24 protein-coding genes are annotated in these 23,917 nt (G+C 74.0%); 13 read left to right on the top strand and 11 right to left on the bottom strand.

What is annotated here, in order from left to right; genetic code table 11:
- Positions 1–21 precede the first annotated feature (21 nt).
- Positions 22–1,350, top strand: coding sequence for a chloride channel protein (locus HFV08_RS21175; protein WP_168541376.1), 1,329 nt, complete (start codon positions 22–24; stop codon positions 1,348–1,350).
- 25 nt (positions 1,351–1,375) lie between these two features.
- On the opposite strand, the gene HFV08_RS21170 is transcribed toward HFV08_RS21175, so the two are convergent.
- Positions 1,376–2,095 carry a lysophospholipid acyltransferase family protein gene (locus HFV08_RS21170; RefSeq protein WP_168541374.1) on the bottom strand — a complete coding sequence of 240 codons (720 nt, stop codon included), beginning with the start codon at positions 2,093–2,095 and terminating at the stop codon, positions 1,376–1,378.
- A gap of 178 nt (positions 2,096–2,273) precedes the next feature.
- Positions 2,274–2,690, bottom strand: coding sequence for a DUF4395 domain-containing protein (locus HFV08_RS21165; RefSeq protein ID WP_168541372.1), 417 nt, complete (start codon positions 2,688–2,690; stop codon positions 2,274–2,276).
- A gap of 77 nt (positions 2,691–2,767) precedes the next feature.
- On the opposite strand from HFV08_RS21165, the gene HFV08_RS21160 reads away from it, so the two are divergent.
- From HFV08_RS21160 to HFV08_RS21135, 6 genes are all read left to right on the top strand, one after another.
- Complete coding sequence (locus HFV08_RS21160) at positions 2,768–3,181, top strand: TlpA family protein disulfide reductase (RefSeq protein ID WP_168541370.1); 414 nt, start codon at positions 2,768–2,770, stop codon at positions 3,179–3,181.
- Between the two features lie 211 nt (positions 3,182–3,392).
- Positions 3,393–3,902, top strand: a complete 510-nt coding sequence (locus tag HFV08_RS21155; RefSeq protein WP_168541368.1) for a flavin reductase family protein — start codon at positions 3,393–3,395, stop codon at positions 3,900–3,902.
- A gap of 257 nt (positions 3,903–4,159) precedes the next feature.
- The gene (locus HFV08_RS21150) at positions 4,160–4,945 is read left to right on the top strand and encodes an electron transfer flavoprotein subunit beta/FixA family protein (protein WP_168541366.1); all 786 of its coding nucleotides are present in this window, start codon (positions 4,160–4,162) and stop codon (positions 4,943–4,945) included.
- Positions 4,946–5,003: 58 nt separating this feature from the next.
- The gene (locus HFV08_RS21145) at positions 5,004–5,966 is read left to right on the top strand and encodes an electron transfer flavoprotein subunit alpha/FixB family protein (RefSeq protein WP_168541364.1); all 963 of its coding nucleotides are present in this window, start codon (positions 5,004–5,006) and stop codon (positions 5,964–5,966) included.
- A gap of 139 nt (positions 5,967–6,105) precedes the next feature.
- On the top strand, positions 6,106–7,392 hold the full coding sequence (locus HFV08_RS21140; RefSeq protein WP_168541362.1) for a DUF6986 family protein: 1,287 nt from the start codon (positions 6,106–6,108) through the stop codon (positions 7,390–7,392).
- Positions 7,393–7,478: 86 nt separating this feature from the next.
- Entirely contained in the window at positions 7,479–9,224 is a 1,746-nt protein-coding gene (locus HFV08_RS21135; RefSeq protein WP_168541514.1) for a serine/threonine-protein kinase, read from the top strand.
- A gap of 24 nt (positions 9,225–9,248) precedes the next feature.
- Here HFV08_RS21135 and HFV08_RS21130 read toward each other — a convergent pair whose 3' ends face one another.
- On the bottom strand, positions 9,249–10,235 hold the full coding sequence (locus HFV08_RS21130) for a LacI family DNA-binding transcriptional regulator (protein ID WP_210430593.1): 987 nt from the start codon (positions 10,233–10,235) through the stop codon (positions 9,249–9,251).
- A gap of 188 nt (positions 10,236–10,423) precedes the next feature.
- Here HFV08_RS21130 and HFV08_RS21125 point away from each other — a divergent pair, with 188 nt between their 5' ends.
- The gene (locus HFV08_RS21125) at positions 10,424–11,377 is read left to right on the top strand and encodes an ROK family protein (RefSeq protein WP_168541360.1); all 954 of its coding nucleotides are present in this window, start codon (positions 10,424–10,426) and stop codon (positions 11,375–11,377) included.
- Here the strand turns inward: HFV08_RS21125 and HFV08_RS21120 are convergent.
- A complete protein-coding gene (locus HFV08_RS21120; protein WP_168541358.1) occupies positions 11,367–11,765 on the bottom strand; it encodes an anti-sigma factor antagonist in 399 nt (132 codons plus the stop codon). The genes HFV08_RS21125 and HFV08_RS21120 overlap by 11 nt on opposite strands.
- A gap of 299 nt (positions 11,766–12,064) precedes the next feature.
- On the opposite strand from HFV08_RS21120, the gene HFV08_RS32130 reads away from it, so the two are divergent.
- A complete protein-coding gene (locus tag HFV08_RS32130; protein ID WP_168541356.1) occupies positions 12,065–13,072 on the top strand; it encodes an NUDIX domain-containing protein in 1,008 nt (335 codons plus the stop codon).
- Here HFV08_RS32130 and HFV08_RS21110 read toward each other — a convergent pair.
- The 3 genes from HFV08_RS21110 to HFV08_RS21100 form a co-directional block, all read right to left on the bottom strand.
- Positions 13,042–14,502, bottom strand: a complete 1,461-nt coding sequence (locus HFV08_RS21110; RefSeq protein ID WP_312885764.1) for an MFS transporter — start codon at positions 14,500–14,502, stop codon at positions 13,042–13,044. The genes HFV08_RS32130 and HFV08_RS21110 overlap by 31 nt on opposite strands.
- A complete protein-coding gene (locus HFV08_RS21105; protein WP_168541354.1) occupies positions 14,499–15,188 on the bottom strand; it encodes a TetR/AcrR family transcriptional regulator in 690 nt (229 codons plus the stop codon). The genes HFV08_RS21110 and HFV08_RS21105 overlap by 4 nt, the downstream gene beginning before the upstream one ends.
- A 176-nt stretch (positions 15,189–15,364) precedes the next feature.
- A complete protein-coding gene (locus HFV08_RS21100; RefSeq protein ID WP_168541352.1) occupies positions 15,365–16,723 on the bottom strand; it encodes a dipeptidase in 1,359 nt (452 codons plus the stop codon).
- Positions 16,724–16,897: 174 nt separating this feature from the next.
- Here HFV08_RS21100 and HFV08_RS21095 point away from each other — a divergent pair, with 174 nt between their 5' ends.
- From HFV08_RS21095 to HFV08_RS21085, 3 genes are all read left to right on the top strand, one after another.
- Positions 16,898–18,100 (top strand): geranylgeranyl reductase family protein, encoded by a 1,203-nt coding sequence (locus tag HFV08_RS21095; protein WP_168541350.1) that lies wholly within the window; start codon positions 16,898–16,900, stop codon positions 18,098–18,100.
- 87 nt (positions 18,101–18,187) lie between these two features.
- Complete coding sequence (locus tag HFV08_RS21090; protein WP_312885763.1) at positions 18,188–19,456, top strand: sensor histidine kinase; 1,269 nt, start codon at positions 18,188–18,190, stop codon at positions 19,454–19,456.
- Positions 19,453–20,118, top strand: coding sequence for a response regulator (locus tag HFV08_RS21085; protein ID WP_168541346.1), 666 nt, complete (start codon positions 19,453–19,455; stop codon positions 20,116–20,118). The genes HFV08_RS21090 and HFV08_RS21085 overlap by 4 nt, the downstream gene beginning before the upstream one ends.
- Here HFV08_RS21085 and HFV08_RS21080 read toward each other — a convergent pair.
- Both HFV08_RS21080 and HFV08_RS21075 read right to left on the bottom strand, forming a co-directional pair.
- A complete protein-coding gene (locus HFV08_RS21080) occupies positions 20,079–20,351 on the bottom strand; it encodes a DUF6332 family protein (protein ID WP_168541344.1) in 273 nt (90 codons plus the stop codon). The genes HFV08_RS21085 and HFV08_RS21080 overlap by 40 nt on opposite strands.
- A 75-nt stretch (positions 20,352–20,426) precedes the next feature.
- Positions 20,427–21,935: an MFS transporter gene (locus HFV08_RS21075; RefSeq protein ID WP_168541342.1), complete on the bottom strand. Its 1,509-nt coding sequence runs from the start codon at positions 21,933–21,935 to the stop codon at positions 20,427–20,429.
- 87 nt (positions 21,936–22,022) lie between these two features.
- Between HFV08_RS21075 and HFV08_RS21070 the strand changes: the two genes are divergently transcribed.
- Positions 22,023–22,433 carry a MarR family winged helix-turn-helix transcriptional regulator gene (locus HFV08_RS21070; RefSeq protein WP_168541340.1) on the top strand — a complete coding sequence of 137 codons (411 nt, stop codon included), beginning with the start codon at positions 22,023–22,025 and terminating at the stop codon, positions 22,431–22,433.
- A 19-nt stretch (positions 22,434–22,452) separates the two neighbouring features.
- Here the strand turns inward: HFV08_RS21070 and HFV08_RS21065 are convergent, their stop codons facing one another.
- Entirely contained in the window at positions 22,453–22,968 is a 516-nt protein-coding gene (locus HFV08_RS21065) for a putative immunity protein (RefSeq protein WP_168541338.1), read from the bottom strand.
- A 150-nt stretch (positions 22,969–23,118) separates the two neighbouring features.
- Positions 23,119–23,850, bottom strand: a complete 732-nt coding sequence (locus HFV08_RS21060; protein ID WP_168541336.1) for a maleylpyruvate isomerase family mycothiol-dependent enzyme — start codon at positions 23,848–23,850, stop codon at positions 23,119–23,121.
- Positions 23,851–23,917: the final 67 nt, after the last annotated feature.

Below are 23,917 nucleotides of genomic sequence, written 5' to 3'. Positions count from 1 at the left end.
CCCGAAGCGGGAGCGCATCCGATGACCCAGCACGAGGCGGCAGCCGATCCCTCCGAGCCGGCGGACTCGCGGGAGGCCGACCGGCTGCGGGAGATGCTGCGGACACCCGCCTACCGCAGGGCCCTGGTGTTCAGCGGACTGATCGGCATCCCGGTCTCGCTCGCGGCCTTCTGGTTCCTGGTCGGCCTGCACCAACTGGAGCATCTGCTGTGGCAGGAGGTGCCCTCGGCGCTCGGGCACGCGGACCCCGCCTGGTGGTGGCCGCTGCCGCTGCTGGCACTGGCCGGGATCATGGTGGGCCTGGTGGCGCGTCACCTGCCGGGGGCGGGCGGCCATCTGCCGGTGGCGGGACTGCACGCGGGCGGCACCCCGCCGGTCACGCTGCCCGGGGTGCTCCTGGCCGCGGCGGCGAGCCTCCCCTTCGGCGCCGTACTCGGACCGGAGGCCCCGTTGATCGCCCTCGGCGGCGGGCTCGCGCTGCTCCTGAAAGACCTCGCGCGGGGCCCCGCGAGCGCGCAGAGCACCGCCCTGCTCGGTGCCGCCGGTGCCGCGGCCGCCATCGCGGCGATCTTCGGCAGCCCGGTCATCGCCGGGGTGCTCCTGATCGAGGTGGCCGGGATCGGCGGCCCCCAGCTCTTCGCCGTGATCCTCCCGGCGCTCCTGTCGAGCGGGGTGGGCGCGCTGGTCTTCACCGGCTTCGGCCGCTGGACCGGCCTGGACACCGGCAGCCTGGGTCTGAAGATCCCCGGTCCGCGGCCGGGACTCGACGCGGGCGACGTGCTCTGGGCGGTGCCGCTCGCGGTGGCCGTCGCCGTCCTCGTACGCCTCGCGCTCCTCGGCGGGCGGAAGGCCGCCGGGCTCACCGCGGCCCGCCCGCGCGCCGCCACGGTGCTGTGCGCCGCGGCGGCCGGCGGCTGCGCGGCGCTCTACGCCCTGCTCACCGACCGCTCACCGGAGGAGGTGGCCTCCTCGGGGCAGGCCACGCTCGCCGCGCTGGCCGCGGACCCGCACGCCTGGCCCATCGGCGCCCTGGTCGCGGTGCTGCTGCTGAAGTCCGCCGCCTACGCGCTCTGCCTCGGGAGTCTCCGCGGCGGGCCGGTGTTCCCCGCGCTGTTCCTCGGCGGCGCCGCGGGCCTGCTGGCCTCGCCGCTGCCGGGCCTCGGTGTCGTACCGGGCCTCGCCGCCGGTCTCGCCGCGGCGGCCGCGGGGATCCTGCGGCTGCCGGTCAGCAGTGTGCTCCTGGTGGTCCTGCTGCTCGGCGGCTCCGAGACGATCCCCGTGGTCATCCTCGCCGTGGTGACCTCCTTCGTCACCACCGAGCTGCTGCCCGCGGGGCCCTCGGCGCCCTGACGCCGCGAGGCTCCGGACTTCGGGCTCAGGCGGTGCGCGCCTCGGCCGCCGTCGGTGCGGTGCCACCCAGGTGCGCGGGCAGCCACCAGGAGTCCTCCGGTCCCTTGGCGCGGCCCGGGTAGGCGCGCTGGGCCAGTTCGAGGACCTCGCCGACGCGCTCGCGCAGCCGCCGGGTGATCGCGCCCGCGTACTCGTCCCGGGGCGCCTCCATCGTCTCGCCGACGCGGATGGTCACCGGGAAGTGGTTGCGCTTGAAGTTGCGCGGCTGGCCCTTGGTCCAGATCCGCTGGGTGCCCCAGACGGCCATCGGGATCAGCGGCACCCCCGCCTCCTGGGCGAGGCGGGCGGCGCCCGACTTGAAGCTCTTCAGCGTGAAGGACTGGGAGATGGTGGCCTCGGGGAAGACGCCGATGATCTCCCCGGAGCGCAGCGAGTCCAGCGCGTGGTCGTAGGCGGCCTCACCCTGCTTGCGGTCCACCGGGATGTGCTTCATGCCGCGCATCAGCGGACCGGAGATCTTGTTCCGGAACACCGACTCCTTCGCCATGAAGCGCACCAGGCGCTTCTGCGGGCGGGCGGCGAGACCGTTGAAGATGAAGTCCAGGTAGCTGATGTGGTTGCTGACGAGCACGGCACCGCCCGAGCGCGGAATGTTCTCCGAACCCTTGAGGTCGATCTTCAGGTCGAGCGCCTTGAACATCGTGAGCGCCAAGCCGATGACCGGGCGGTAGACGAGCTCTGCCATGGAGGGGGAGGACCCTTCTTGTATTCCTCGGGAGAGGGCTCCCTGCGGAAAGTTACGCTGCCGTAGGTTTTCGGCGTTTCGCCGATCGTGCCCCATCAACGAGCGCGTGGCCAGAGCTGGTGCCCCCGTTCCGCGAGATTCTCGTCACGTCGTTGACACATTGCGGCACATTGCCCTCTCAACCCCTCGCCGGCCCCACCCGCCGCAGCAGCAGATAGGCCTCGCAGCCCAGGCAGTAGCCGAAGGCCGCGTTGAGGAAGGCCGCCGCCAGAGCCGCCCCCGTCGCCGAATAGGCCAGCCACTGCGGGCCGACGAAGTGGCCGAGAAGGCCCAGCAGGGCGAAGCCGAGACCCACCGCCTGGGCGAACCGCGGCGGGGCGGGCGCCTCGAACTCGGTGGCCGGACCGAGGCGCGGGCGCACCAGGGTCCGGAACAGCAGGCCATAGGGCGAGCGCCCCACCCCGCCCGCCGCGCCGAGCGCGAAGCAGAGCGTCTGAAAGGCCAGCAGATACCCGCTGTCCAGAGCGAGTACGGCGAGGAGGACGGCGGTGGTCACCGCCGCACCGAATCGGGGTCCGCGCACATCGATGTCCATGCCCGCAAGGATCGCCCACCGAAGTCCGCACGGGCACCCGGGAATCTTTGCGGTCTCGTGAACGCTGCACCCCTTCGATGACAGGACTCTGGGTGGCCATCGGTGTGCTCGCCGCGGCGGGCCTCTTCGGCGTGCTCCACCGGCGCCGCGACGGGAGGGTGAGAGTGCGCGAGAGCGATCGCGGGCGGCGGCTGGACGCGGCCGAACTGGGCGGACCACTGGGGGAGCGCGCCACCCTGGTCCAGTTCTCCAGCGCCTTCTGCCAGCCCTGCCGGGCGACCCGGCGGGTGCTCGCCGAGGTCACCGCGATGGTGCCGGGGGTGACGCATGTGGAGATCGACGCCGAGGAACGCCTGCCGCTCGTACGGGAACTGGGCATCCTCAAGACGCCGACCGTGCTGGTCCTCGACGCGCGGGGCGGCATCGTCCGCCGGGCCGCGGGCCAGCCGCGCACGGCGGATGTGATCGCCGCCCTCGGAGAGGCGGTCTGAGCGGCCGTGACCCGTCTCCCAGATGCCGGAACCGGCTTGACTGCCAAGGCCGCCGGTCGACAGCCTGAAGCCATGCGGCCGTCATCCTCTCTGCCTCCGAGCGCGCCCGGGAGCGCCCCCGTGGACCCCGCCACCGAGTCCGGCACCCGCTGTCGGCCCTGCTGAGCATCCGCCGCCCGGTTCCGCGTCCCCGAAGCAGAAGGACAACTCCATGACGGTCTCGCCCGGCCTCGGTACGGCACTGCCCGCCTCGCCCGATCTCCTGCGCTCCGTCTTCCGGCGCCATGCCGCCGGTGTCGCGGTGATCACCGCCACCCGCGCCGGGATACCCACCGGATTCACCGCGACCTCCCTCACCTCCGTCTCCGCCGAACCCCCGATGGTCTCCTTCGGGATCGGCACCTCCGCCTCCAGCTGGCCCGCCGTCTCCGAGGCCTCCTACGTCGGGGTCCACGTCCTCGGCGCCCATCAGCGGGAACTCGCCGCCACCTTCGCGCGCAGCGGCGCCGACCGCTTCGCCGCCCCCACCCGCTGGGCCGAGGGCCCCGAGGGCGTCCCGGTGCTCGACGGCGTCCTCGCCTATCTGGTGTGCCGGGTGGTGGCGCGGGTCCCGGCGGGCGACCACCGGCTGGTGCTCGCCGAGGCGGTCGCGGGCCAGACCCCCGGCACCGGCGGGCCCCTCCTCTACCACCAGGGCCGCTTCGGCGAGCTGAGCGCCTGAGCGGCGGGGGTCACGCGGCGCCGGGTCACGCAGAGTAGGGAAGATCACAGTTCCCTTCCCGCCGCGCCGGGTTAGAAGTGGAGCAGGTTGTGAAGGTCACAGCTCACGGCGCTTGCTCCCAGGTAACGAACCGGGTGTACTGGCGAGTAATATTGGGTGCGAGGCCCCGACGCCTCGACCTGAAACCGCCGCTTGAGGCGCCTATGCTGCCCCCGACAGAGCAGCAGTAGAAATGACGATGCAGTAGGAGAGCCGGCGTGAGCTTGAGGATCGTTGTCACTGTGAAGTACGTGCCCGACGCCACCGGCGACCGGCACTTCGCCGATGACCTGACCGTGGACCGGGACGATGTCGACGGTCTGCTGTCCGAGCTGGACGAGTACGCGGTCGAGCAGGCGCTGCAGATCGCGGACGAGGCCGACGACGCGGAGATCACCGTGCTGACGGTCGGTCCCGAGGACGCGAAGGACGCGCTGCGCAAGGCGCTGTCGATGGGTGCGGACAAGGGCATCCACGTCGAGGACGACGATCTGCACGGCACCGACGCCGTCGGCACCTCGCTGGTGCTGGCCAAGGCGATCGAGAAGGCGGGTTACGACCTGGTCGTCTCCGGTATGGCCTCGACCGACGGTGTGGTGGGTGTCGTACCGGCGCTGCTCGCGGAGCGTCTGGGTGTGCCGCAGGTGACGCTGCTCTCCGAGGTCTCGGTCGCGGACGGTGTGGTGAAGGGCCGCCGGGACGGCGATGCCGCCACCGAGGAGCTGGAGGCCTCCCTGCCCGCCGTGGTCTCGGTCACCGACCAGTCCGGCGAGGCCCGTTACCCCTCCTTCAAGGGGATCATGGCGGCCAAGAAGAAGCCGGTGGAGTCCTGGGACCTGTCCGACCTGGGCCTGGAGGCCGAGGAGGTCGGCCTGGAGGGTGCCTGGACCAAGGTCGACTCCGCCACCGAGCGCCCCGCGCGTACCGCGGGCAAGATCATCACGGACGAGGGCGAGGGCGGCAAGCAGCTCGCGGAGTTCCTCGCGAGCCAGAAGTTCATCTGAGCTTCGGTCACCCCTTCCACCGCCCCAGATCCTTCGCATTCGCAGGAGAAGAAGTCCCATGGCTGAAGTTCTCGTCTATGTCGACCACGTGGACGGTGCCGTCCGCAAGCCCACCCTGGAGCTGCTGACGCTGGCCCGCCGCCTCGGCGAGCCGGTCGCGGTCGCCCTCGGCGCGGGTGCCGAGTCCACCGCCGCCGTCCTCGGCGAGCACGGTGCGGTACGTGTCCTCACCGCGGACGCCCCGGAGTTCGCCGACTACCTCGTCGTGCCGAAGGTGGACGCGCTGCAGGCCGCCTACGACGCGGTCTCCCCGGCCGCCGTCCTGGTGCCGTCCTCCGCGGAGGGCAAGGAGATCGCCGCCCGCCTGGCGGTCCGTATCGGTTCGGGCATCATCACCGACGCCGTGGACCTCGAGGCCGGGGACGAGGGCCCGGTCGCCACCCAGTCCGCGTTCGCCGCCTCCTTCACCACCAAGTCCCGTGTGTCCAAGGGCACTCCGGTCATCACGGTGAAGCCGAACTCGGCCGCGGTCGAGCCGGCCCAGGCCGCGGGCACGGTCGAGGCGCTGTCGGTGTCCTTCGGTGAGAAGTCCACCGGCACCAAGGTCGTCTCCCGTACGCCGCGTCAGTCGACCGGCCGCCCGGACCTGACCGAGGCCGCGATCGTCGTCTCCGGTGGCCGCGGTGTCAACGGCGCCGAGAACTTCCCGGTCATCGAGGCCCTCGCGGACTCCCTCGGTGCCGCGGTGGGCGCCTCGCGCGCCGCCGTGGACGCGGGCTGGTACCCGCACACCAACCAGGTGGGCCAGACCGGCAAGTCGGTCTCCCCGCAGCTGTACATCGCCAACGGCATCTCCGGCGCGATCCAGCACCGCGCCGGTATGCAGACCTCGAAGACCATCGTCGCGGTCAACAAGGACGAGGAGGCGCCGATCTTCGACCTCGTCGACTTCGGTGTGGTGGGCGACCTCTTCAACGTCGTCCCGCAGCTGACCGAGGAGATCAAGACCCGCAAGGGCTGATCACCCCCGGCCGCGGCCGGACCGAGCCCCCGTGACCCGAGGTCGCGGGGGCTCGCCCGCTTCCCGGCCTCGTTGACCTGGCCCCCGGCCCTGGTTAGCGTCACGCGCGGCAGTCAACCGGCCCACCGAGGAGGACCGCATGGAGCAGTCGGCGACAAGTCTGGGCGGCTCGGTCACCGAGACCCTCGCGACCCTCCTCGCCCCCGTGGACGCCGAACTGGCCCGCCGCTACCCGGGCGACCCCGGCACCCGGCAGCCCGTGCACACCGTCTACGTACCGGCCCACGACCTGACCGCGGACACCGTCCGCTCCTGGGGCGCCCGGGCCCTGGACGCGCTGGACGAACACGCCCCGGACGCCGAGTCCTTCGGGCAGGTGCTCGGCCTCGACGGAGAACTCGCCGAGACGGTGTACGCGCGGGTGCGGGCCAAGCTGGAGAGCGAACCCGTGGAGGACCTGCGGGTCGACTTCGAGGACGGCTACCGGGGCCGCTCCGCCGCCGAGGAGGACGCCGACGCCGCCCGCGCCGCCCGGCTGCTCGCCGAGGCCCACGCCGAGGGCTCCGCGCCGCCCGGCTTCGGGATCCGGATGAAGTGCATGGAGGCCGCCGTACGCGAGCGGGGCATCCGCACCCTGGACATCTTCCTCACCGCGCTCATCCGGCAGGGCCCGCTGCCCGCCGGACTCGTGCTCACCCTGCCCAAGGTCAGCTACCCGGAACAGGTCTCCGCCCTGGACGTCCTGCTGTCCCGCTTCGAGCGCACCCACCAACTCCCGTACGGCGCCCTCGGGTTCGAGATCCAGGTCGAGACCAGCCAGGCGGTCCTCGGCCCCGACGGCACCGTCACCCTCGCCCGCATGATCGACGCCGCCCGCGGCCGGGCCCGCGGACTGCACTACGGCACCTTCGACTACAGCGCGGCCCTCGGGGTGGCCGCCGCCCACCAGTCGAGCGACCACCCCGCCGCCGACCACGCCAAGTCGGTGATGCAGGTGGCCGCCGCGGGCACCGGCGTACGGCTCTCCGACGGCTCCAGCAATGTGCTGCCGGTCGGCGGCACCCCCAAGGTGCACGAGGCCTGGCGGCTGCACTACGGGCTGGTCCGGCGGGCCCTCGCCCGCGCCTACTGGCAGGGCTGGGACATGCACCCCGCGCAGCTGCCCACCCGGTACGCCGCCGTCTTCGCCTTCCACCGCGAACTGCTCCCGGCCGCCGCGGGCCGCCTCGCCGCGTACGCCAACAGCACCCCGGGACAGGTGCTCGACGAACCCGCCACGGCCCGGGCGCTCAGCGCGCAACTGCTGCGCGGACTGGACTGCGGCGCCCTGGACATCGGCGAGGTCGCCCGGCGCAGCGGACTGACCCGGGCCGACCTGGAGGCCTTCGCGGCACCCGGAAGCGCGGCCGGGAAGCCCGCGAACTGACCGCGCCGGGCGGGACGTTCGGCGCTGTCGGTGGCTGCCCGTAGGCTGTCCCGCACAGCACGAGGCGTCGCAGGAACGGGGCAGTGGTGGACACGGGGGAGCACCAGGAGGCGCACGGCGCGGGCAGACTGCTCGCCGGGCGCTACCGGACCGTAGCGCAGCTCGGCCGCGGCGGGATGGGCGTCGTCTGGCGGGCCGTGGACGAGGTCCTCGGCCGCGAGGTCGCCGTCAAGGAGCTGCGGACCTATACGGACACCGCGGGCCCCGAACTCGCCGACATGCAGCTGCGGATGCGGCGCGAGGCCCGCGCGGCCGCCCGGGTGCGCCACCCCGGGGTGATCGCGGTGCACGATGTGACCCAGGTCGAGGGCCGGCCGCTGATCGTGATGGAGCTCGTGGACGGGCCCTCCCTCGACGACATACTCCGCGAGCGCGGCCTCCTCGACCCGCGCGAGGCCGCCGCCCTCGGCGCCGATGTCCTCGAAGCCCTCGCCGCGGCGCACGCGGTGGGCGTCCTGCACCGCGACGTGAAACCGGGCAACATCCTGTGCGACCGCTCGGGCCGCACCGTGCTCACCGACTTCGGCATCGCCACCATGGACGACCCCGGGGACGGCTCCACCTCCCGTCTGACCCGCAGCGGCGAGATCGTCGGCTCCCTCGACTTCCTGGCCCCGGAGCGCGCCCAGGGGCAGCAGCCGGGTCCCGCCTCCGACCTCTGGGCGGTGGGCGCCACCCTGTACGCGGCCGTGGAAGGCGCCTCCCCCTTCCGCCGTACGTCCACCTGGTCGACGCTCTCCGCGATCGTCGCCGAGCCGCTGCCCGTACCACGGCGCGCCGGTGCGCTGATGCCCGTACTGGAGCGGCTGCTGCACAAGGACCCGCGGTGGCGGCCGGGGGCCGAGGAGGCGGCGGCGCAGCTGCGCGCGGTCGCGGCCGGGCAGACGGCACCGCCGCCGGGACCCGGGGCCGAGCGGCCCACCACCCCGAACTCCCCGCTGTCCCACGGGGGTTACGGATACCCGCCCGCGGCGCCTCCCGCGGCCGCGTTCGGCCCGCCCGCCGCCGGAGCCGCCTTCGGCGAGGCACCCGCGGCCCACCAGGCGGGCGCGCCCGGCAGCTGGGAGCAGGGGGCGCCCGCGACGCCGTACGGGCCCGGGCAGCCGCCGGCCGGGCAGCCGCCGCGCCGGGACACCCGTCCGCAGCCGCGGCGCGGTGAGAGCAAGCGCCGTGGGCCGGTCCTCCTCGTCGCGGTGGCGGTGGCCGTGGTGCTCGCCGTCGCCGCGACCGGTCTCGCCCTGATGAACGGTTCGGACGGGACCGCGGACGAGGCCGGGAGCGGCGGCGCCTCGTCCGGGAGCGCGCGCGAGCCCTCGGCCGAGGGGAGCCGCGGAGCCCCCGGCGGCGAGAAGAAGCCCCGGCCCCGCCCGGAGAAGGGCGGGGACCGGCCTGCCGCCTCCGCGAAGCCGGACTCCCCGGCCGGTAGGAGCAAGGCGCCGAAGCCGAAGCCGAAACCGAAGCCCCCCGGTCGGCCGGGAGGGGAGGCGGCGCCGGTCTGCCACGGCATCGGCGGCGGGAAGTTCAACTGCCAGGTGTGGCGCACCGCGACCTCGTACACCGCGGCCGGGGCCGAGGCGGGGATCCTGCGCGCGGGCACCAGCTACTTCTTCTGCCAGCAGAACCTCGGCCGCCGGGAGAACGCGGGCAAGTACACCAACATCTGGTCCGCCAAGACCGACGACGACAGCGGCAACACCCAGGTCTTCGTGAACGTGGTCAACATCAAGGGCGGCGCCGACGACGCCCCGGTGCCCGGACTGCCGTACTGCTGACGGGCACCCCGGAGCGTCGGCGCCTCAGCCCGCGGGCGGCAGTTCGCCGGAGCCGCGGGCGATCAGGCGCACCGGAAGCTCGATGCGCTCCGCCTCCAGAGGGGTGCCCCCGAGACGGCGGAAGAGCCGCTCGGCCGCGGTGCGCCCTATCTGGGCGGAGTCCTGGGCGACCACCGTGACGGCGGGGCTGAGCAGATCGGCCAGCTCGAAGTCGTCGAAGCCGACCAGCGCCGCGTGGTGCCCGGGTCCGGCGAGCACCCGCACGGCGGTCACCGTCACCCGGTTGTTGCCCGCGAAGAGGGCGGTCACCGGCTCGCTGCCGGTGAGCATCGACTCGGCGGCCTTGCGGACCCGCTCCGGGTGGGTGTCCCCGGAGGAGACCCAGCTCTCGTGCACGGGGAGCCCGGCGTCCTCCATCGCCGCCTGGTAGCCGCGCAGCCGCTCGGCGGCGGTGTGGATTCCGACCTGGTCGCCGATGAAGCCGATCCGGCGGTGGCCGTGGGCGATGAGGTGGGCGGTGCCGGTGTAGGAGCCGCCGTAGTTGTCGGAGAGCACCACATCGGCGTCGATGCCCCCCGCGGGGCGGTCGACGAAGACGGTGGCGACCCCGGCCCGCAGCTCGGGCTCCAGATAGCGGTGGTCGTCCCCGGCCGGGATGATCACCAGACCGTCCACCCGCCGTGCGCACAGGGCGAGCGCCAACTCCTGCTCGCGGTCCGGGTCTTCGGCGCTGGAACCGTTGATGAGCAGGGCGCCGTGGGCGCGGGCGACCTCCTCCACCGCGCGGCTGAGCGGGCCGTAGAAGGGGTCCGCGAGATCCTCCAGGACCAGGCCGATGCTGGAGGTGCGGCCCTTGCGCAGCACCCGGGCGCTGTCGTTGCGCCGGAAGCCGAGCGCCTCGATCGCCTCCTGGACCCGCCGCTCGGTGTCGGCGGTGACTCCCGACTCGCCGTTGACCACCCGCGAGACCGTCTTGAGCCCGACCCCCGCCCGGGCGGCCACATCCTTCATCGTGGGCCGGTTTCCGTAGCGGTTCTCTGCCCGTCGATTGGTCTCGACCACGGTGTACTGTCCTGTCGTCGGTATCGGTGTGAGGATGTGGGTTTGAGCATAGAGCCTGGACAACGTTGTCAAGAGTGGGGGAGACTGTCTGTTGCAGACTCAAGGCCTGCTCTTTTCCTCAGGGAGAACTCACACTGATGCACACCGACCTCGTCGCCGCGCTCGACATCGGCGGGACCAAGATCGCCGGAGCTCTGGTCGACAGCAGTGGGCGCATCGTGCTGCGCGGGCAGCGGCCCACCCCGGCCCAGGAGAGCGGCGAGTCGGTGATGCGTGCCGTCGAGGCGGTGCTCGCCGAGCTGACCTCCTCGGTGCTGTGGCCCGCGGTACGGGCGATCGGCATCGGCAGCGCGGGTCCGGTGGACGCCTCCGCGGGGACGGTGAGCCCGGTCAACATCCCCGGCTGGCGCGGCTTTCCCCTGGTGGACGGCGTACGGCAACTGACCGGGGCGCTGCCCGTGGAGCTGGTCGGCGACGGGGTGGCCATCGCCGCCGCGGAGCACTGGCAGGGCGCCGCCAAGGGGCATGACAACGCCCTGTGCATGGTGGTCTCCACCGGTGTCGGCGGCGGGCTGGTCCTCGGCGGGGCGCTGCACTCGGGCCCCACCGGCAACGCGGGGCACATCGGCCACATCAGCGTGGACCTCGACGGCGACCCCTGCCCCTGCGGGGCGCGCGGCTGTGTGGAGCGGATCGCGAGCGGGCCGAACATCACGCGGCGCGCGCTGGCCGAGGGCTGGCGGCCCGCCGGGGACGCCGAGCCCACCGCCGCCGCGGTGGCCGCCGCGGCCGAGGCCGGGGACCCGGTCGCCGCCGCCTCCTTCGTGCGGGCGGCGCGGGCGCTGGCCGCCGGGATCGCGGCGACGGCGACCCTGGTGGAGATCGACATCGCCGTGATCGGCGGGGGAGTGGCGAAGTCCGGCGAGGTCCTCTTCGGACCGCTGCGGACGGCACTTCAGGAGTACGCCACCCTGTCCTTCGTACGCGGACTGAGTGTCGCCCCCGCCCGGATGGGGACGGACGCCGGACTGGTCGGCGCGGCCGCCGCGGCGCTCGGCGGTGCGCCGCGCGAGGCGAGCGTCATCGGCTGACCGGTGCTGCCGCGGCCGCCGCCAGCGCCTCGTCGAGGGTGGTGTGCGGCGGCAGGCTCCGGTCGAGTCCGGTGAGAGCGAGGATCCGCCGTTGCAGAGGGTGCGTGCAGACCAGCAGGACCCGGCCGCCGTGCTCGGCCGCGCGTCTGCTCGTACGGGCGAGCAGGCCGAGGCCCGAGCAGTCGCAGAAGGTGGTGCGGTGCAGGTCCACGACGATCGCGGGGGCCTGCTCGCCGCTCAGGGCGTCGAGGAGCGGCGCGGTGTGATGGAAGGCGAGAATGTCGAGCTCGCCGTGGAGTTCGACCACGGTGAAGCCCTCGCGGTGGTGGACCCTCGGAGTGGCCTCCGGGTCCTGTGCGACGAGGACGAGTTGATCCCCCTGCTGCATGAAACTCCCCCATGCCCGTCGCCCGCCGCGGACGCGGCGGGCGGCATCGAACGGGACCCGTGGCCAGGCGCACGGGTGGCCGGATGTACGGAGCGTTGTGCCGGTCACGGTAGGGGAGCCGGGCGGCGCGGGCGGGCGGTGTACGCCTTCCCGGTACAGAGCGCCACACGATGGTGTGAAGGGCCGGGGTCGCCCTTGACGGCCCCGGGCACACTCGGGGCTCTTGCCGGAGGGCGACCGGGTTTTCGGGGAGCGGTGTTGCGGGCAAGCCTCAGGAGGCCAACAGCAGAGGGGGAACCGTGATCGTCTGGATCAACGGTGCGTTCGGCGCGGGCAAGCGGTCCGCCGCGCGCGAGCTGATCGAACTGATCCCGAACAGCACACTCTTCGATCCCGAGGCGGTCCGCGGCGCGCCGGCCCGGCTGCTGCCGCCCGAACGGGCGCGGGCGGGCGGGCCCGCCATCTGGCGGCGGCTGACCGTGGAGGCGATCGCGGCGCTGCACGCGGAGGTGGGCGGAGTCCTCGTGGTCCCCCTCGGCCTGCTCCGCCAGGAGCACCGCGACGAGATCTTCGGCGCCCTCGCCGCACGGCGCATCGGCGTCCGGCATCTGGCCCTCGCACCTGGGGAAACGATCCTGCGGGCACGGGCGGAGGCAGCCCGCGCGGAGGGCGCCGAGGAGGGTCCCCAACAGGCCGACACCGACCGGGAGCTGTACCGCTCGGCACTGTCCGGCTGGCTCGCCGCGGACGCCTGCCTCATCGACAACAGCGCCCTCACCCCCCACGAGACCGCCGTCCGGATCGCCGAGGCGGTCGCCGGGGGCGCGGCGCCCGTCACCGACATCGTGCAGACGCCCGAGCCGCGCAGCCAGACGCTCGCCTCGGGGGTGCTGCTCTTCGACGCGCGGGACCGGGTGCTCCTGGTGGACCCGACGTACAAGGCGGGCTGGGAGTTCCCGGGCGGGGTCGTCGAGACCGGGGAGTCGCCCGCGCTGGCCGCCGTGCGGGAGGTGGCCGAGGAGACCGGGCTCGCCCTGGAGGGCAGGCCGCGGCTCCTGGTGGTCGACTGGGAGCGACCCGCCCCGCCCGGCCACGGCGGCATCCGGCTCCTCTTCGACGGCGGCCGGGTCGCCGAGGGGCGCCAAGTGACCCTGCCCGGCGGTGAGTTGCGCGACTGGCGCTTTGTGACCGAGGAGGAGGCCGAGGCCCTGCTGCCGCCGGTGCGCTTCATCCGGCTGCGCTGGGCGCTGCGGGCCCGGGCCGAGGGCGCGGTGCGCTACCTGGAGGACGGCGTCCCGCTGGACTGACGCCGCGGTACGGGGCCGGGTGCCGGGTCCGCCCCGGCGCGGCGCCCGGGGCGGGCGGGCAGCAGCAGGGCGGGGACGAGCCCGAGCAGGGCGACCGCGCCGAGCAGCAGGAGCGTCGCCCCGGCCCCGGCGGCTGAGGCGCCGCCGTCCGCCCCGGGGAGGGCGCGGCCCGCGGGGGAGGCGAGGAGCAGGGTGTCGGTGGCCAGGGCGATGCCGAGCAGGGGGCCGGTGTTCATCGCGGTCTGCTTGAGGCCGCCGACCACGCCGGCGTGGGCCGGGGGCGCGTCGCCCACCACGGTCCCGGTGGCGGTGACCAGCACGGTGGCGAAACCGGCGCCGAGGGCGGCGTAGGCCAGGCCGCTCCCGGCCCAGCCCTGGTCCGCGGCGGTCCGCGACAGGGCCCCGGCACCGAGCGCCAGCAGGAGCACCCCGCCCGCCGCGGTGGCGCGCGCCCCGTACCGGCGTACCAGCCCGGCCGCCACCGGGGCCTGGAGGACCATCAGGGCGGTCAGCGGGAGGACGCGCAGCGCGGCGCCCAGCGGGTCGAGTCCGAGGACGTCCTGAAGGACGAAGGTGCAGGTGAACAGCGTCCCGAACAGGGCGGCCGAGGCGAGCAGCAGCAGGGCGGTCGAGGCCGCCACCGCGCGCGAGCGCAGGACGGCGGAGGGGAGGAAGGGCTCGGCGGCACGGCGCTGGTGTCCGGCGAAGAGCGCGCCGAGCAGCGCGGTGGCGGCCGAACTCGCCAGTGTGGGCGCGGAGTTCCAGCCGTGCACGGGGACGCCGACCAGGGTGTGGGTCAGCCCCGCCAGCGCGGCGCCCAGCAACAGGGCGCCGCCGAGGCCGAGTCGGGGCCGCCTGTCCCTCGGCGGTTCGGGCAGCCGGAGGGCGAGGGTGAGCGCCGCGACGGCGAAGGCCACCGGGACATTGACCAGGAAGACCGCCCGCCAGCCGAGCCGGGCGGCCAGTACACCGCCGAGCAGCGGCCCGGCGGCGGCCGCCAGCCCGATGGCGCTGGTCCGCACGGCCACCGCACCGCCCAGCCTCTCCGGCGGGTGGCTGAGCCGCAGCACCGCCAGGGTGGCCGGCTGGAGCAGCGCCCCGAAGACGCCCTGCAGGCAGCGCAGTCCCACCACCCAGCCGATGCCCGGCGCCAGCGCGATCCCGGCCGAGGCGGCGCCGAAGCCGAGCAGTCCGAGCAGCAGCAGCCGGGGGTGCCCGTAGCGGTCGCCGAGGCGCCCGGCGGTCACCAGGAGGGCGGCCACGGCGAGCAGATAGCCGGTGCTGCTCCACTGGACCTGGTCCAGGCTCGCCCCGAGGTCCTCGGCGAGACGCGGCTGCGCCACCATCAGGACCGTGCCGTCCAGGGCGACGAACATCGCCCCGGCGCAGCTGACCGACAGGGCGAGCCGCTGCTGCCCGGCGGTGGTCACCGGGCCGCCGGGGGCGCGTACGCGTCCAGGACGGCGGCGAGCAGTTCGTCGAGCCGGTCCGGTGCCCCGGTCTCCTGGCCCCGGCTGCCGTCCAGGGCCAGCGGCAGGCTGCCCGCGGACCACAGCCGGGCCAGCCCGTGCAGTCCCGACCAGAGTGCGGCGGCGGCCAACTCCGGTGCAAGTCCCGGGCGTTGGGCGGCGGGCAGCAACTCGCGGTGTGCGGTGAGGAGTTGTACGACACCGGTGAAGAGCGGGAGCGTCGACTCGCGGAGCCGGGGCGGGGCCGGCGCGTCCTGCCCCGTGCCGTACTGGGTGCTGTCCAGCAGATCATGACGGAACATCAGCTCGAACATGCCCGGCTGCTCCTGCGCGAAGTGCACGTACTCCCGGCCCAGGGAGAGGAGTCGGGTGCGTGGCGGGTCGGTGGCCCGGGTGGCCGCGGTGAAGCGGGCGGTCAGGTCCGCGAAGCCGCGGCGGGCGACGGCGGAGAGCAGCGCGTGGTGCGTGGGGAAGTGGCGGCGCGGGGCGCCGTGCGAGACCCCCGCCTCCCGCGCGATCTCGCGCAGCCCCACCGAGGCACTGCCCTCCCTGGCCACGAGCGCGGCCCCGGCGTCGATGAGGCGTTCTCGTAACGGGGTGTCCGAGGACGGGAGTTGGAGCCGGGGCGCGGCTGGGGTGTCGGGCATGGACAGTGTCTACCAGGGGGAGGTAGACACTGTCTACGGGCGGATGCTTCTCGCCGTGGGGCGGGGACCGGTGCGTACATGCGCCGAACCCGGCCTCGCGGGCGGCGGCAGGGTCAACTGCCGTGCGGCGAGGCCGGGTTCGGGGGAAGGGTGCCCGCTGTGAAGGGGAGGGCGGGTCAGTCGCGGGTCGCGTAGTCGCGGAGGAAGACGGCCTCGGCCACCGACATCCGCTCCAACTCCTCGGGCGAGACGCTCTCGTCGACCGCGTGGATGCTGGCCGAGGGCTCGCTCAGGCCGATGAGGAGGATCTCCGCCTCCGGGTAGAGCGAGGCGAGGGTGTTGCAGAGCGGGATCGAGCCGCCCTGACCGGCGATCTGCATCTCCTGGCCGGGGTAGGCGACCGCCATCGCCCGGGCCATGGCGGTGTAGCCGGGGCCGCTGGTGTCGGCGCGGAAGGCCTGCCCCTGGCCGACCTGTTCGCTCCGCACCCGGGCGCCCCAGGGGGTGTGCGCCTCCAGATGGGCCCTCAGGAGTTTGGTGGCCTCGGTGGCGTCACCGCCCGGCGGCACCCGCAGGCTCACCAGCGCCGCCGCGTTCGCGTGGACCGAGGGGGTGGCCCCGGCGACCGAGGGGCTGTCGATGCCGAGCACGGTCACCGCGTACCGCGACCACAGCCGTTCGGCGACCGAGCCGGAGCCGATCAGCTCGACCCCGTCGAGGACCCGGGCATCGGAGCGGAAGTCCTCGTCCGTGTAGTCCAGCCCCTCCCAGGTCTCCTGGTCGGTGAGTCCGTCCACGCGGGTCGAGCCGTCCGGGGCCCGCAGCGAGTCCAGTACCCGGATGAGGGCGGCCAGCGCGTCCGGTGCCGCCCCGCCGAACTGCCCGGAGTGCAGATTGCCCGCGAGGGTGTCGATCTGGACGCGGACCAGGGTCATCCCGCGCAGCGTGGCGGTCACGGTCGGCACGCCCACCCGGAAGTTGCCGGTGTCGCCGATCACCACGGTGTCCGCGCGCAGCAGTTCGGGGTGCTGCTCCGCGTAGCGCTCCAGGCCGCCGGTGCCCTGCTCCTCGGAGCCCTCGACGATGATCTTCACCGAGACCGGGACACCGCCGTTCGCCTTGAGGGCGCGCAGGGCGGTGAGATGCATGATCAGCCCGCCCTTGCAGTCGGCCGCGCCGCGCCCGTACCAGCGGCCCTCGCGGTCGGTCAGGGTGAAGGGCGGCGTCGTCCAGGCGGCCTCGTCGAGCGGGGGCTGCACGTCGTAGTGGGCGTAGAGCAGGACCGTCGGCGCGCCCTCGGGGCCGGGCAGCAGGCCGTACACCGACTGGGTGCCGTCCGGCGTGTCCAGGATCTCCACGTCCTGGAAGCCCTCGGCGCGCAAGGCGTCGCCGACCCAGCGGGCGGCGCGCTCGCTCTCGCTCCTCGGGAACCGGTCGAAGTCCGCCACCGACTTGAAGGCCACCAGTTCCGCCAGCTCCGTCCTGGCACGGGGCATCAGTGTGGCGACCGTCTCTGCGATCGGATGGCTCGGCATGGGCACGCTCCAGGTCGGTACGACGTTGGTCGTAGGTGTACATCTGATGTGCCTCGCCCGTGCATTGTGTGCATGCGAGGCCGTGCCGATCCTTTCACGGCGGTCCTCGGCGAAGCCCGCCGTAGGATGCCCGGAAGGATGCGCCACACACGTGAATGGGGAGCGGAGACCAGCGTGAGCAGCGAGAACTCTTCCGACGACGCCCAGGTGACCTGGGACGTGGTCGTGGTCGGAGCCGGACCGGCAGGGGCCTCGGCCGCCTATGCGGCGGCGGTGGCGGGACGGCGGGTCCTGCTCCTGGAGAAGGCCTCGCTGCCCCGGTACAAGACCTGCGGCGGCGGCATCATCGGCCCCTCGCGCGACGCGCTGCCGCCCGGCTTCGAACTGCCGCTGCGGGATCGGGTGCACGCGGTCACCTTCTCGCTGGAGGGCCGCTTCGCCCGTACCCGCCGCTCCAAGCAGATGCTCTTCGGGCTCGTGAACCGGGCCGAGTTCGACCATCTGCTCGTCGAGCACGCCCAGAAGGCCGGTGCCGAACTGCGCACCGGCGCCACGGTCGCCCGGGTCGAGCAGCACGGCCCCGAGGTCCCCGACCGCCGTACCGTCGCCGTCGTGCTGCAGAGCGGCGAGACGGTGCTCGCCCGCAGCGTGGTCGGCGCGGACGGCAGCGCCAGCCGGATAGGCGCCCATGTGGGGGTCAAGCTGCGGCAGGTCGACCTCGGCCTGGAGGCGGAGATCCCGGTGCCGCCGACCGTGGCCGAGGACTGGGCGGGCCGCGTCCTCATCGACTGGGGCCCGCTGCGGGGCAGTTACGGCTGGGTCTTCCCCAAGGGCGACACCCTGACGGTGGGCGTGATCTCGGCGCGCGGCGAGGGCGGGGCGACCAAGCGGTACCTGGAGGACTTCATCGCGCGGCTCGGCCTCGCGGGCTTCACCCCGGAGGTCTCCTCGGGCCACCTCACCCGCTGCCGCACCGAGGACTCGCCGCTCTCCCGCGGCCGGGTCCTGGTCTGCGGGGACGCCGCCGGGATGCTGGAGCCGTGGACCCGGGAGGGCATCTCCTTCGCCCTGCGCTCCGGGCGGATGGCGGGGGAGTGGGCGGTGCGCCTCGCCGAGTCGGGCGACGCGGTGGACGCCCGGCGCCAAGCGCTCAACTACGCCTTCGCGGTCAAGGCCGGGCTCGGCGTGGAGATGAGCGTCGGCAGCCGCATGCTGAAGGCCTTCGAGCGCAAGCCGAGCCTGCTGCACGCGGCGATCACCGGTTTCCGGCCCGCCTGGAAGGCCTTCGCCAAGATCACCCGGGGCTCGACCACGCTCGGCGAGATCGTACGCACCCACCCGGTGGCCCGGCGGGCGCTCTCGGCCCTGGACGGCTGAGCACCCGGCTCCCCGGGGCGTACTCCCCGGGGAGTAGCCGCGGCCACCACGCCCGGCTGACGCCCCCGGCCGCCCGCGGCGCATAGCGTGGCCGCCATGGAACAGCAGCCCACCGGGAACCGCGGCGGCGCCCCCTCCCGCGGGGCCCCGCCGCTGCGGCGCCTGGCCCACTGGTGGCGGGAGCCGCGGCGGGCGGCGGCGGAGGAGCGCACCGGCCTGCCCTGGGCCTCGACGCTGCTCGTCACCGTCTTCGTGCTCGTCGGCTCGACCTTCGCGGCCAAGGGCCAGCCGGAGCGCGAGCCGCTCGACCTCTTCTCCCGGCTGCTGCTCGTCGGCGGCTCGGCCTCGCTGCTGTGGCGGTGGCGCTTCCCGGTGCCGGTCGCCTTCGTGACGGCCGCCGCCGCGATGCTCTACCTCGGCGCGGGCTACCCGTACGGACCGGTCTTCCTGACGGTGGCGGTCGGCTGCTTCAGCGCCGTGCTCTGCGGGCACCGGAGGGCGGCCTGGTCGGCGGCCGGGATGCTCTGGGCGGGCCATCTCCTGGTGGCGCACTGGCTCTACCGGTGGCTGCCGCCCGGCGGGGACGATCCCGCGCCCTGGACCCAGGAGATCGGCATCGCCACCTGGGCCGCCGCCGTCATCGCGCTCGCCGAACTGGCCCGCACCAAGCGGGAGCAGTGGCGGCGCGAGCGCGCCGAACGGGAGCAGGCGGCGCGGCGCCGCGCCGACGAGGAGCGCCTGCGGATCGCGCGCGAACTGCACGACGTGCTCGCGCACAGCATCTCCGTCATCAACGTCCAGGCCGGGGTGGGCCTCGCCCTCCTCGACTCCGACCCGGAGCAGGCCAGGTCCGCCCTGATCACCATCAAGGCGGCCAGCAAGGAGGCGCTCGGCGAGGTGCGGCAGGTGCTCGACACCCTGCGCACGCCGGGCGACGCGCCGCGCGCGCCCGCGCCCGGCCTCGGGCGCCTGCCGGAGCTCGTCCAGCAGGCCGCGGACGCCGGCCTCACCGTGGAGGTACGCACCGAGGGCGGCCCCCGGCCCCTGCCCCCGGGCGCGGACCTCGCCGCCTTCCGCATCGTGCAGGAGGCGCTGACCAATGTCGTCCGCCACTCGGGCTCCCGCGGTGCCCGGGTCCGCCTCTGCTACGAGCCCGGGGCGCTGCGCCTCGTCGTGGACGACGACGGGCCCGCCACCGGCGAACAGGCCGGCGGCAGCGGCAACGGGCTGGCCGGGATGCGGGAGCGGGCCGGGGCCCTCGGTGGCACCATCGAGGCCGGGCCCCGCGAGGACGGCGGCTTCCGCGTCAGCGCCCTGCTTCCGCTCGCCGCCGCTTCCCTGGAGGAGGACCGTTGATCCGCGTACTGCTCGCCGACGACCAGTCGCTGGTCCGGGCGGGATTCCGGGCCCTGCTCGACGCCCAGCCCGACATCGAGGTGGCGGGCGAGGCCGCCGACGGCGAGGAGGCGGTGCGCCTGGTGCGCCAACTGCGCCCGGATGTCGTCCTGATGGACATCCGGATGCCGCTGCTCGACGGACTCGGCGCCACCCGCCGGATCACCGGCGACGAGCAACTCGCCGCGGTGCGCGTGGTGATGCTGACCACCTTCGAGCTGGACGAGTACGTCTTCGAGGCGATCCGCTCCGGTGCCTCCGGCTTCCTGGTCAAGGACACCGAGCCCGAGGAACTGCTGCGCGCGGTACGGGCGGTGACCGAGGGGGACGCCCTGCTCTCCCCGGGGGTGACCAGGCGGCTGATCGCGGAGTTCGCGGCCCGCTCCAAGGAACCGGCGGCGGCGCGCTCCCTCGCCGCGCTGACCGAGCGGGAGCGGGAGGTGATGGCGCTGGTCGGCATCGGCCTGTCCAACGAGGAGATCGCGCGGCGCCTGGTCGTCAGCCCGCTCACCGCGAAGACCCACGTCAGCCGCACCATGGTGAAGCTGGGCGCCCGGGACCGGGCCCAACTCGTCGTGCTGGCCTACGAGTCGGGCCTGGTACGGCCGGGCTGGCTGGGCTGAGCCCGGCCGGTGAAGCGCCACAGCACGAAGACCACGCGGAGCGAGAAGACCGCGGTGGCGAGCCCGATGGCGCCGAGGCGCAGCAGGCGTGTGGCGAGGTCGGGCAGCGCGAAGACGAAGGTGGGCCCGGCCACCGCGCCGAAGACCAGCGCCGCGGCGAGGAGCGCGCTGCACAGCGCGTAGCCGATCTCGACCGTGATCGCGTCCCGCTCCCGCTGCCCCCGGCGTCCCATGCCGCGAGTCTCGCGGAAGGGCGCCCGCCGGACAACACCTCGTCCGGCGGGCGCAGTTGAACACCTACGGGCTGCTCATTCGCGGGCCGCGACCGGTTCCGCCGCCGTCTTCGCCGGGTCCGCCGTGCCTGTCGAGGCTTCGGGTGCCGAGCGGGCGACCACCACGGAGTGCGCCGGGCGGCGGGTGCGCAGTCCGGGCAGGGTGAGCAGCAGTCCGGCGGCGGCGACCAGGGTGACGACGACCAGGCCGGGCCGGAAGCTGTCGAGGACCTGCTGCGGGGTGTCCTGCTCCGTGCCGCCCGCGGTGACCACCGCGGTCACGATGGCGAGGAAGAGGGCGCCGCCCACCTGGATCGAGGTGTTGAGCAGGCCGGAGACCATGCCCTGCTCGTGGTCGGCGACGCCGTTGGTGGCCTGGATGTTGAGCGAGGGGAAGACCAGGGCGCAGGCCGCGCCGATCAGCAGCATCGAGGGCAGGATGACCGCGGCGTATTGCGGGTCGAGGTCCGCGCGCAGGAAGAGGGCGTAGCCGAGGACCATCGAGGCGAAGCCCAGCACGATCAGGCGCGGGGTGCCGAAGCGGTCGATGACCGAGCCGATGCCGGTCGCCGAGAGGGCGACGAGCGCGCCCGCGGGCAGGAAGGCGAGCGCCGTCTGCAGCGCGGACCAGCCGAGCAGCGACTGCATGTACTGGGTCACCAGGAACTGGAAGCCCACATACGAGCCGAAGAAGGCCATGGCGCCCAGCTGCGCGCGGACCTGGCTGCCGGAGCGCAGCACGCCGAGCCGCACCAGCGGGCTGGGGCTGCGCAGTTCGATACGGACGAAGAGGGCGAGCAGCGCGGCGACGGCGAGGAAGGAGAGCAGGGTCCGGGCGGAGGCCCAGCCCGCCTCGGGTGCCTGGACCACGGTGAAGACGAGCAGCAGCATGGAGAGGGTGCCGGTGACGGCGCCCGGGACGTCGTAGCCGCCGCCTGCCTCCTGGCGCTCGCTGCGCGGGATGAGCCGGAGGCCCGCGAGCAGGGCGAGCAGGGCGATCGGCGCGGGCAGCAGCATGGTGTAGCGCCAACTCGCCTCCGTGAGCAGGCCGGAGAGGACCAGGCCCATGGAGAAGCCGGTGGCGGCGCAGGTGGTGTAGATGGACAGCGCGCGGTTGCGGACCGGTCCCTCGGCGAAGGTCGTGGTGATGATCGACAGTCCCGCCGGGGCGGTGAAGGCGGCGCTGAGGCCCTTGATGAAGCGGCTGGCGATCAGCAGCGGTCCGGAATCGACGAGCCCGCCGAGGACCGAGGCGACGGCGAACACCCCGAGGGCGACGAGGAAGACGCGGCGCCGTCCGAGCAGGTCGGCCGCTCGGCCGCCGAGCAGCAGCAGCCCTCCGTAGCCGAGGATGTAGCCGCTGACGATCCACTGCAAGGACGAGGTGGACAGGTCGAGTTCGGTGCCGATGGAGGGGAGGGCGACTCCCACCATCGAGACGTCGAGCGCGTCCAGGAACATCGCGGTGCACAGGACGAGCAGCGTCCCCCACAGACGCGGTGTCCAGCGTTCCTGGGGAGCGGAAGGGTTGAGCGGAGAGGTCATGGGCAGCAACAGTACATGCGCGTGCATTGAATGCAAGTGCATTTAATGTGGATGCAATGATCTCTGGATTCTGCTACGGTGCGCTCCATGGTGGCGACGAATGCCGGAGACGGTCTCGTGGAGCAGTGGCGCGGCATTCTGGCCGTCCATGCGCGCACCATGTGCGAGCTGGACCGCGCGCTGCACCAACACGGCCTGGGCGCAAGCGACTTCGAGGTCCTCGACGTCCTCGCGACGGGCAATGAGAGCGGCGAGTGCTCCTTCCGGGTGCAGGAGATCGCCGGATGCGTGCACCTGAGTCAGAGCGCGCTCTCCCGTCTCATCGGACGGCTGGAGAAGGACGGTCTCGTCGAGCGCGCGATGTGCGCCGAGGACCGCCGCGGCGTCAGCGTCCAGCTCACCAGGAAGGGCCGCGCCCTGCACGAGGAAGTGCTGCCGCTGCAGCGGGCCGTGCTCCGGCGGATGCTGGACGAGGAGCGGACCGCCCGGCACGCCTGACCGCCCCGGGCGGCGGCGCTCAGCAGCCGAACACCGACCAGCAGACGCCGTTCCGCAGCCGCTGGTCGTCGAGGACCAACTCCCGGATCTCCGCAGGCAGTTGCTCGCGCTGCCACCGGCACTCCCGGCGCCCCGCGGCCTCGGCCCCGCCCTTCGGCGCGGCGGCCCGGGCGGCCTTGATCGCATAGGCGGCCGCACCCAGTTCGTGCGCGGCGACATGGGCGACCACTCCGGCCTGGCCCGCGGCGTACGCGGCGTGCCGGGCCGCCCCGCGCAGCTCCCGGGCCGCGCCCATCGCATGGCCGCCGGTCGCCCGCGCCTCCATCATCCGCAGCTCGCCGCGCACCCAGGCGCGCGCCCCCTCGATCGCCTGCCGCGGGCGCGGGTCGGCGGGCCGTACCGCCTCGAACAGTCCGAGCACGTGCTCCGCGCAGGAGGCCGCCCACAGGGCGAGGAGGTGGTGATCGGCGTCGGTGAGGGTCCCGCCGCGGCGGATCGTCACGAAGCGGGGGTCCCGGACCTTCGGGAGGATCATGGCGGGCGGTTGCTCCTTCCGCCGGCTCGTGCGCCGGCCCGACCGGCTTCCGGCTCCCCGGGGCGGCAGAGGTGATGTGCCGTCAGAACCCTTGCAGCGTACGGAAGTTGCCGCTCCCGACGCGGACCCCGGTCCCGACGCCGACCTCGCTCAGACGATCGCGGACGTCTCCCGCCACAGCGCCGCCAGGCGGGCGTCGCCGGTGATCTCCGGGAAGGGTACGCGGTTCCACAGGGCCAGGTAGAGCTTGGAGGCCGGGCCGGAGAGAACGCAGTCGGGCTCGCCGCTGAGTCCGCGTTCGGCGACGGGCGGTCCGTCCGACAGGCGCAGGGTCCAGGAGGCGCCCTCGTCGGTGGTGAGGACGTGGACGGTGCGCGGTTCGGGAGTGCGGACCCGGCTGCGCCTGCGGCCGTGGAAGCCGGTCAGCAGCTCGTCGATGCCGTCGACCGCGAGCACCCCGTCGACCGGGGCGGGGGTGCCGCCGCGCGCCGAGTCGGCGTCGAAGCGGTGCATGGTCGTCTCGTGCGCCTGCCGCCGGGCCCAGAAGGCGAGCGGGGAGGGCGCCGCGAAGAAGGTCCAGCAGTCCAGCTCGGGGGTGGCGGACTCCAGCGCGCCGAGCAGCGCGCCGTGCCCCGCGCGGAAGTCGGTGAGCAGCTCGGCGCCGTCGAGCCCGCCCTCCGCGTCCATGGGCCGGGTCTCCGTGCGGCCCTCGCGGACGAAGCCGGTGGCCCAGCGGTGCACCGTCGCGGTGTGCCGGACCAGGTCGCGTACCTGCCAGCCCGGACAGGTGGGCACCTTGGCGTCGAGGCCCGCCTCTTCGGCCGCCTCGGCGAGGAGGCGGCCCTCGCGGTCCAGGAATCCGGTGTACGCGGAGATCTCCATGCCGCGATTCTGCCTGAACCTCTCCGCTTCCGTCCCGCCCCGGCCTGAGCGGATGCCCCCGGACCGG

Origin of the sequence: Streptomyces physcomitrii (assembly GCF_012273655.1) — a bacterium.
In the GTDB taxonomy this organism is placed as follows: Bacteria; Actinomycetota; Actinomycetes; order Streptomycetales; family Streptomycetaceae; genus Streptomyces; species Streptomyces physcomitrii.
This window is presented reverse-complemented; position numbering and strand designations above follow the sequence as displayed.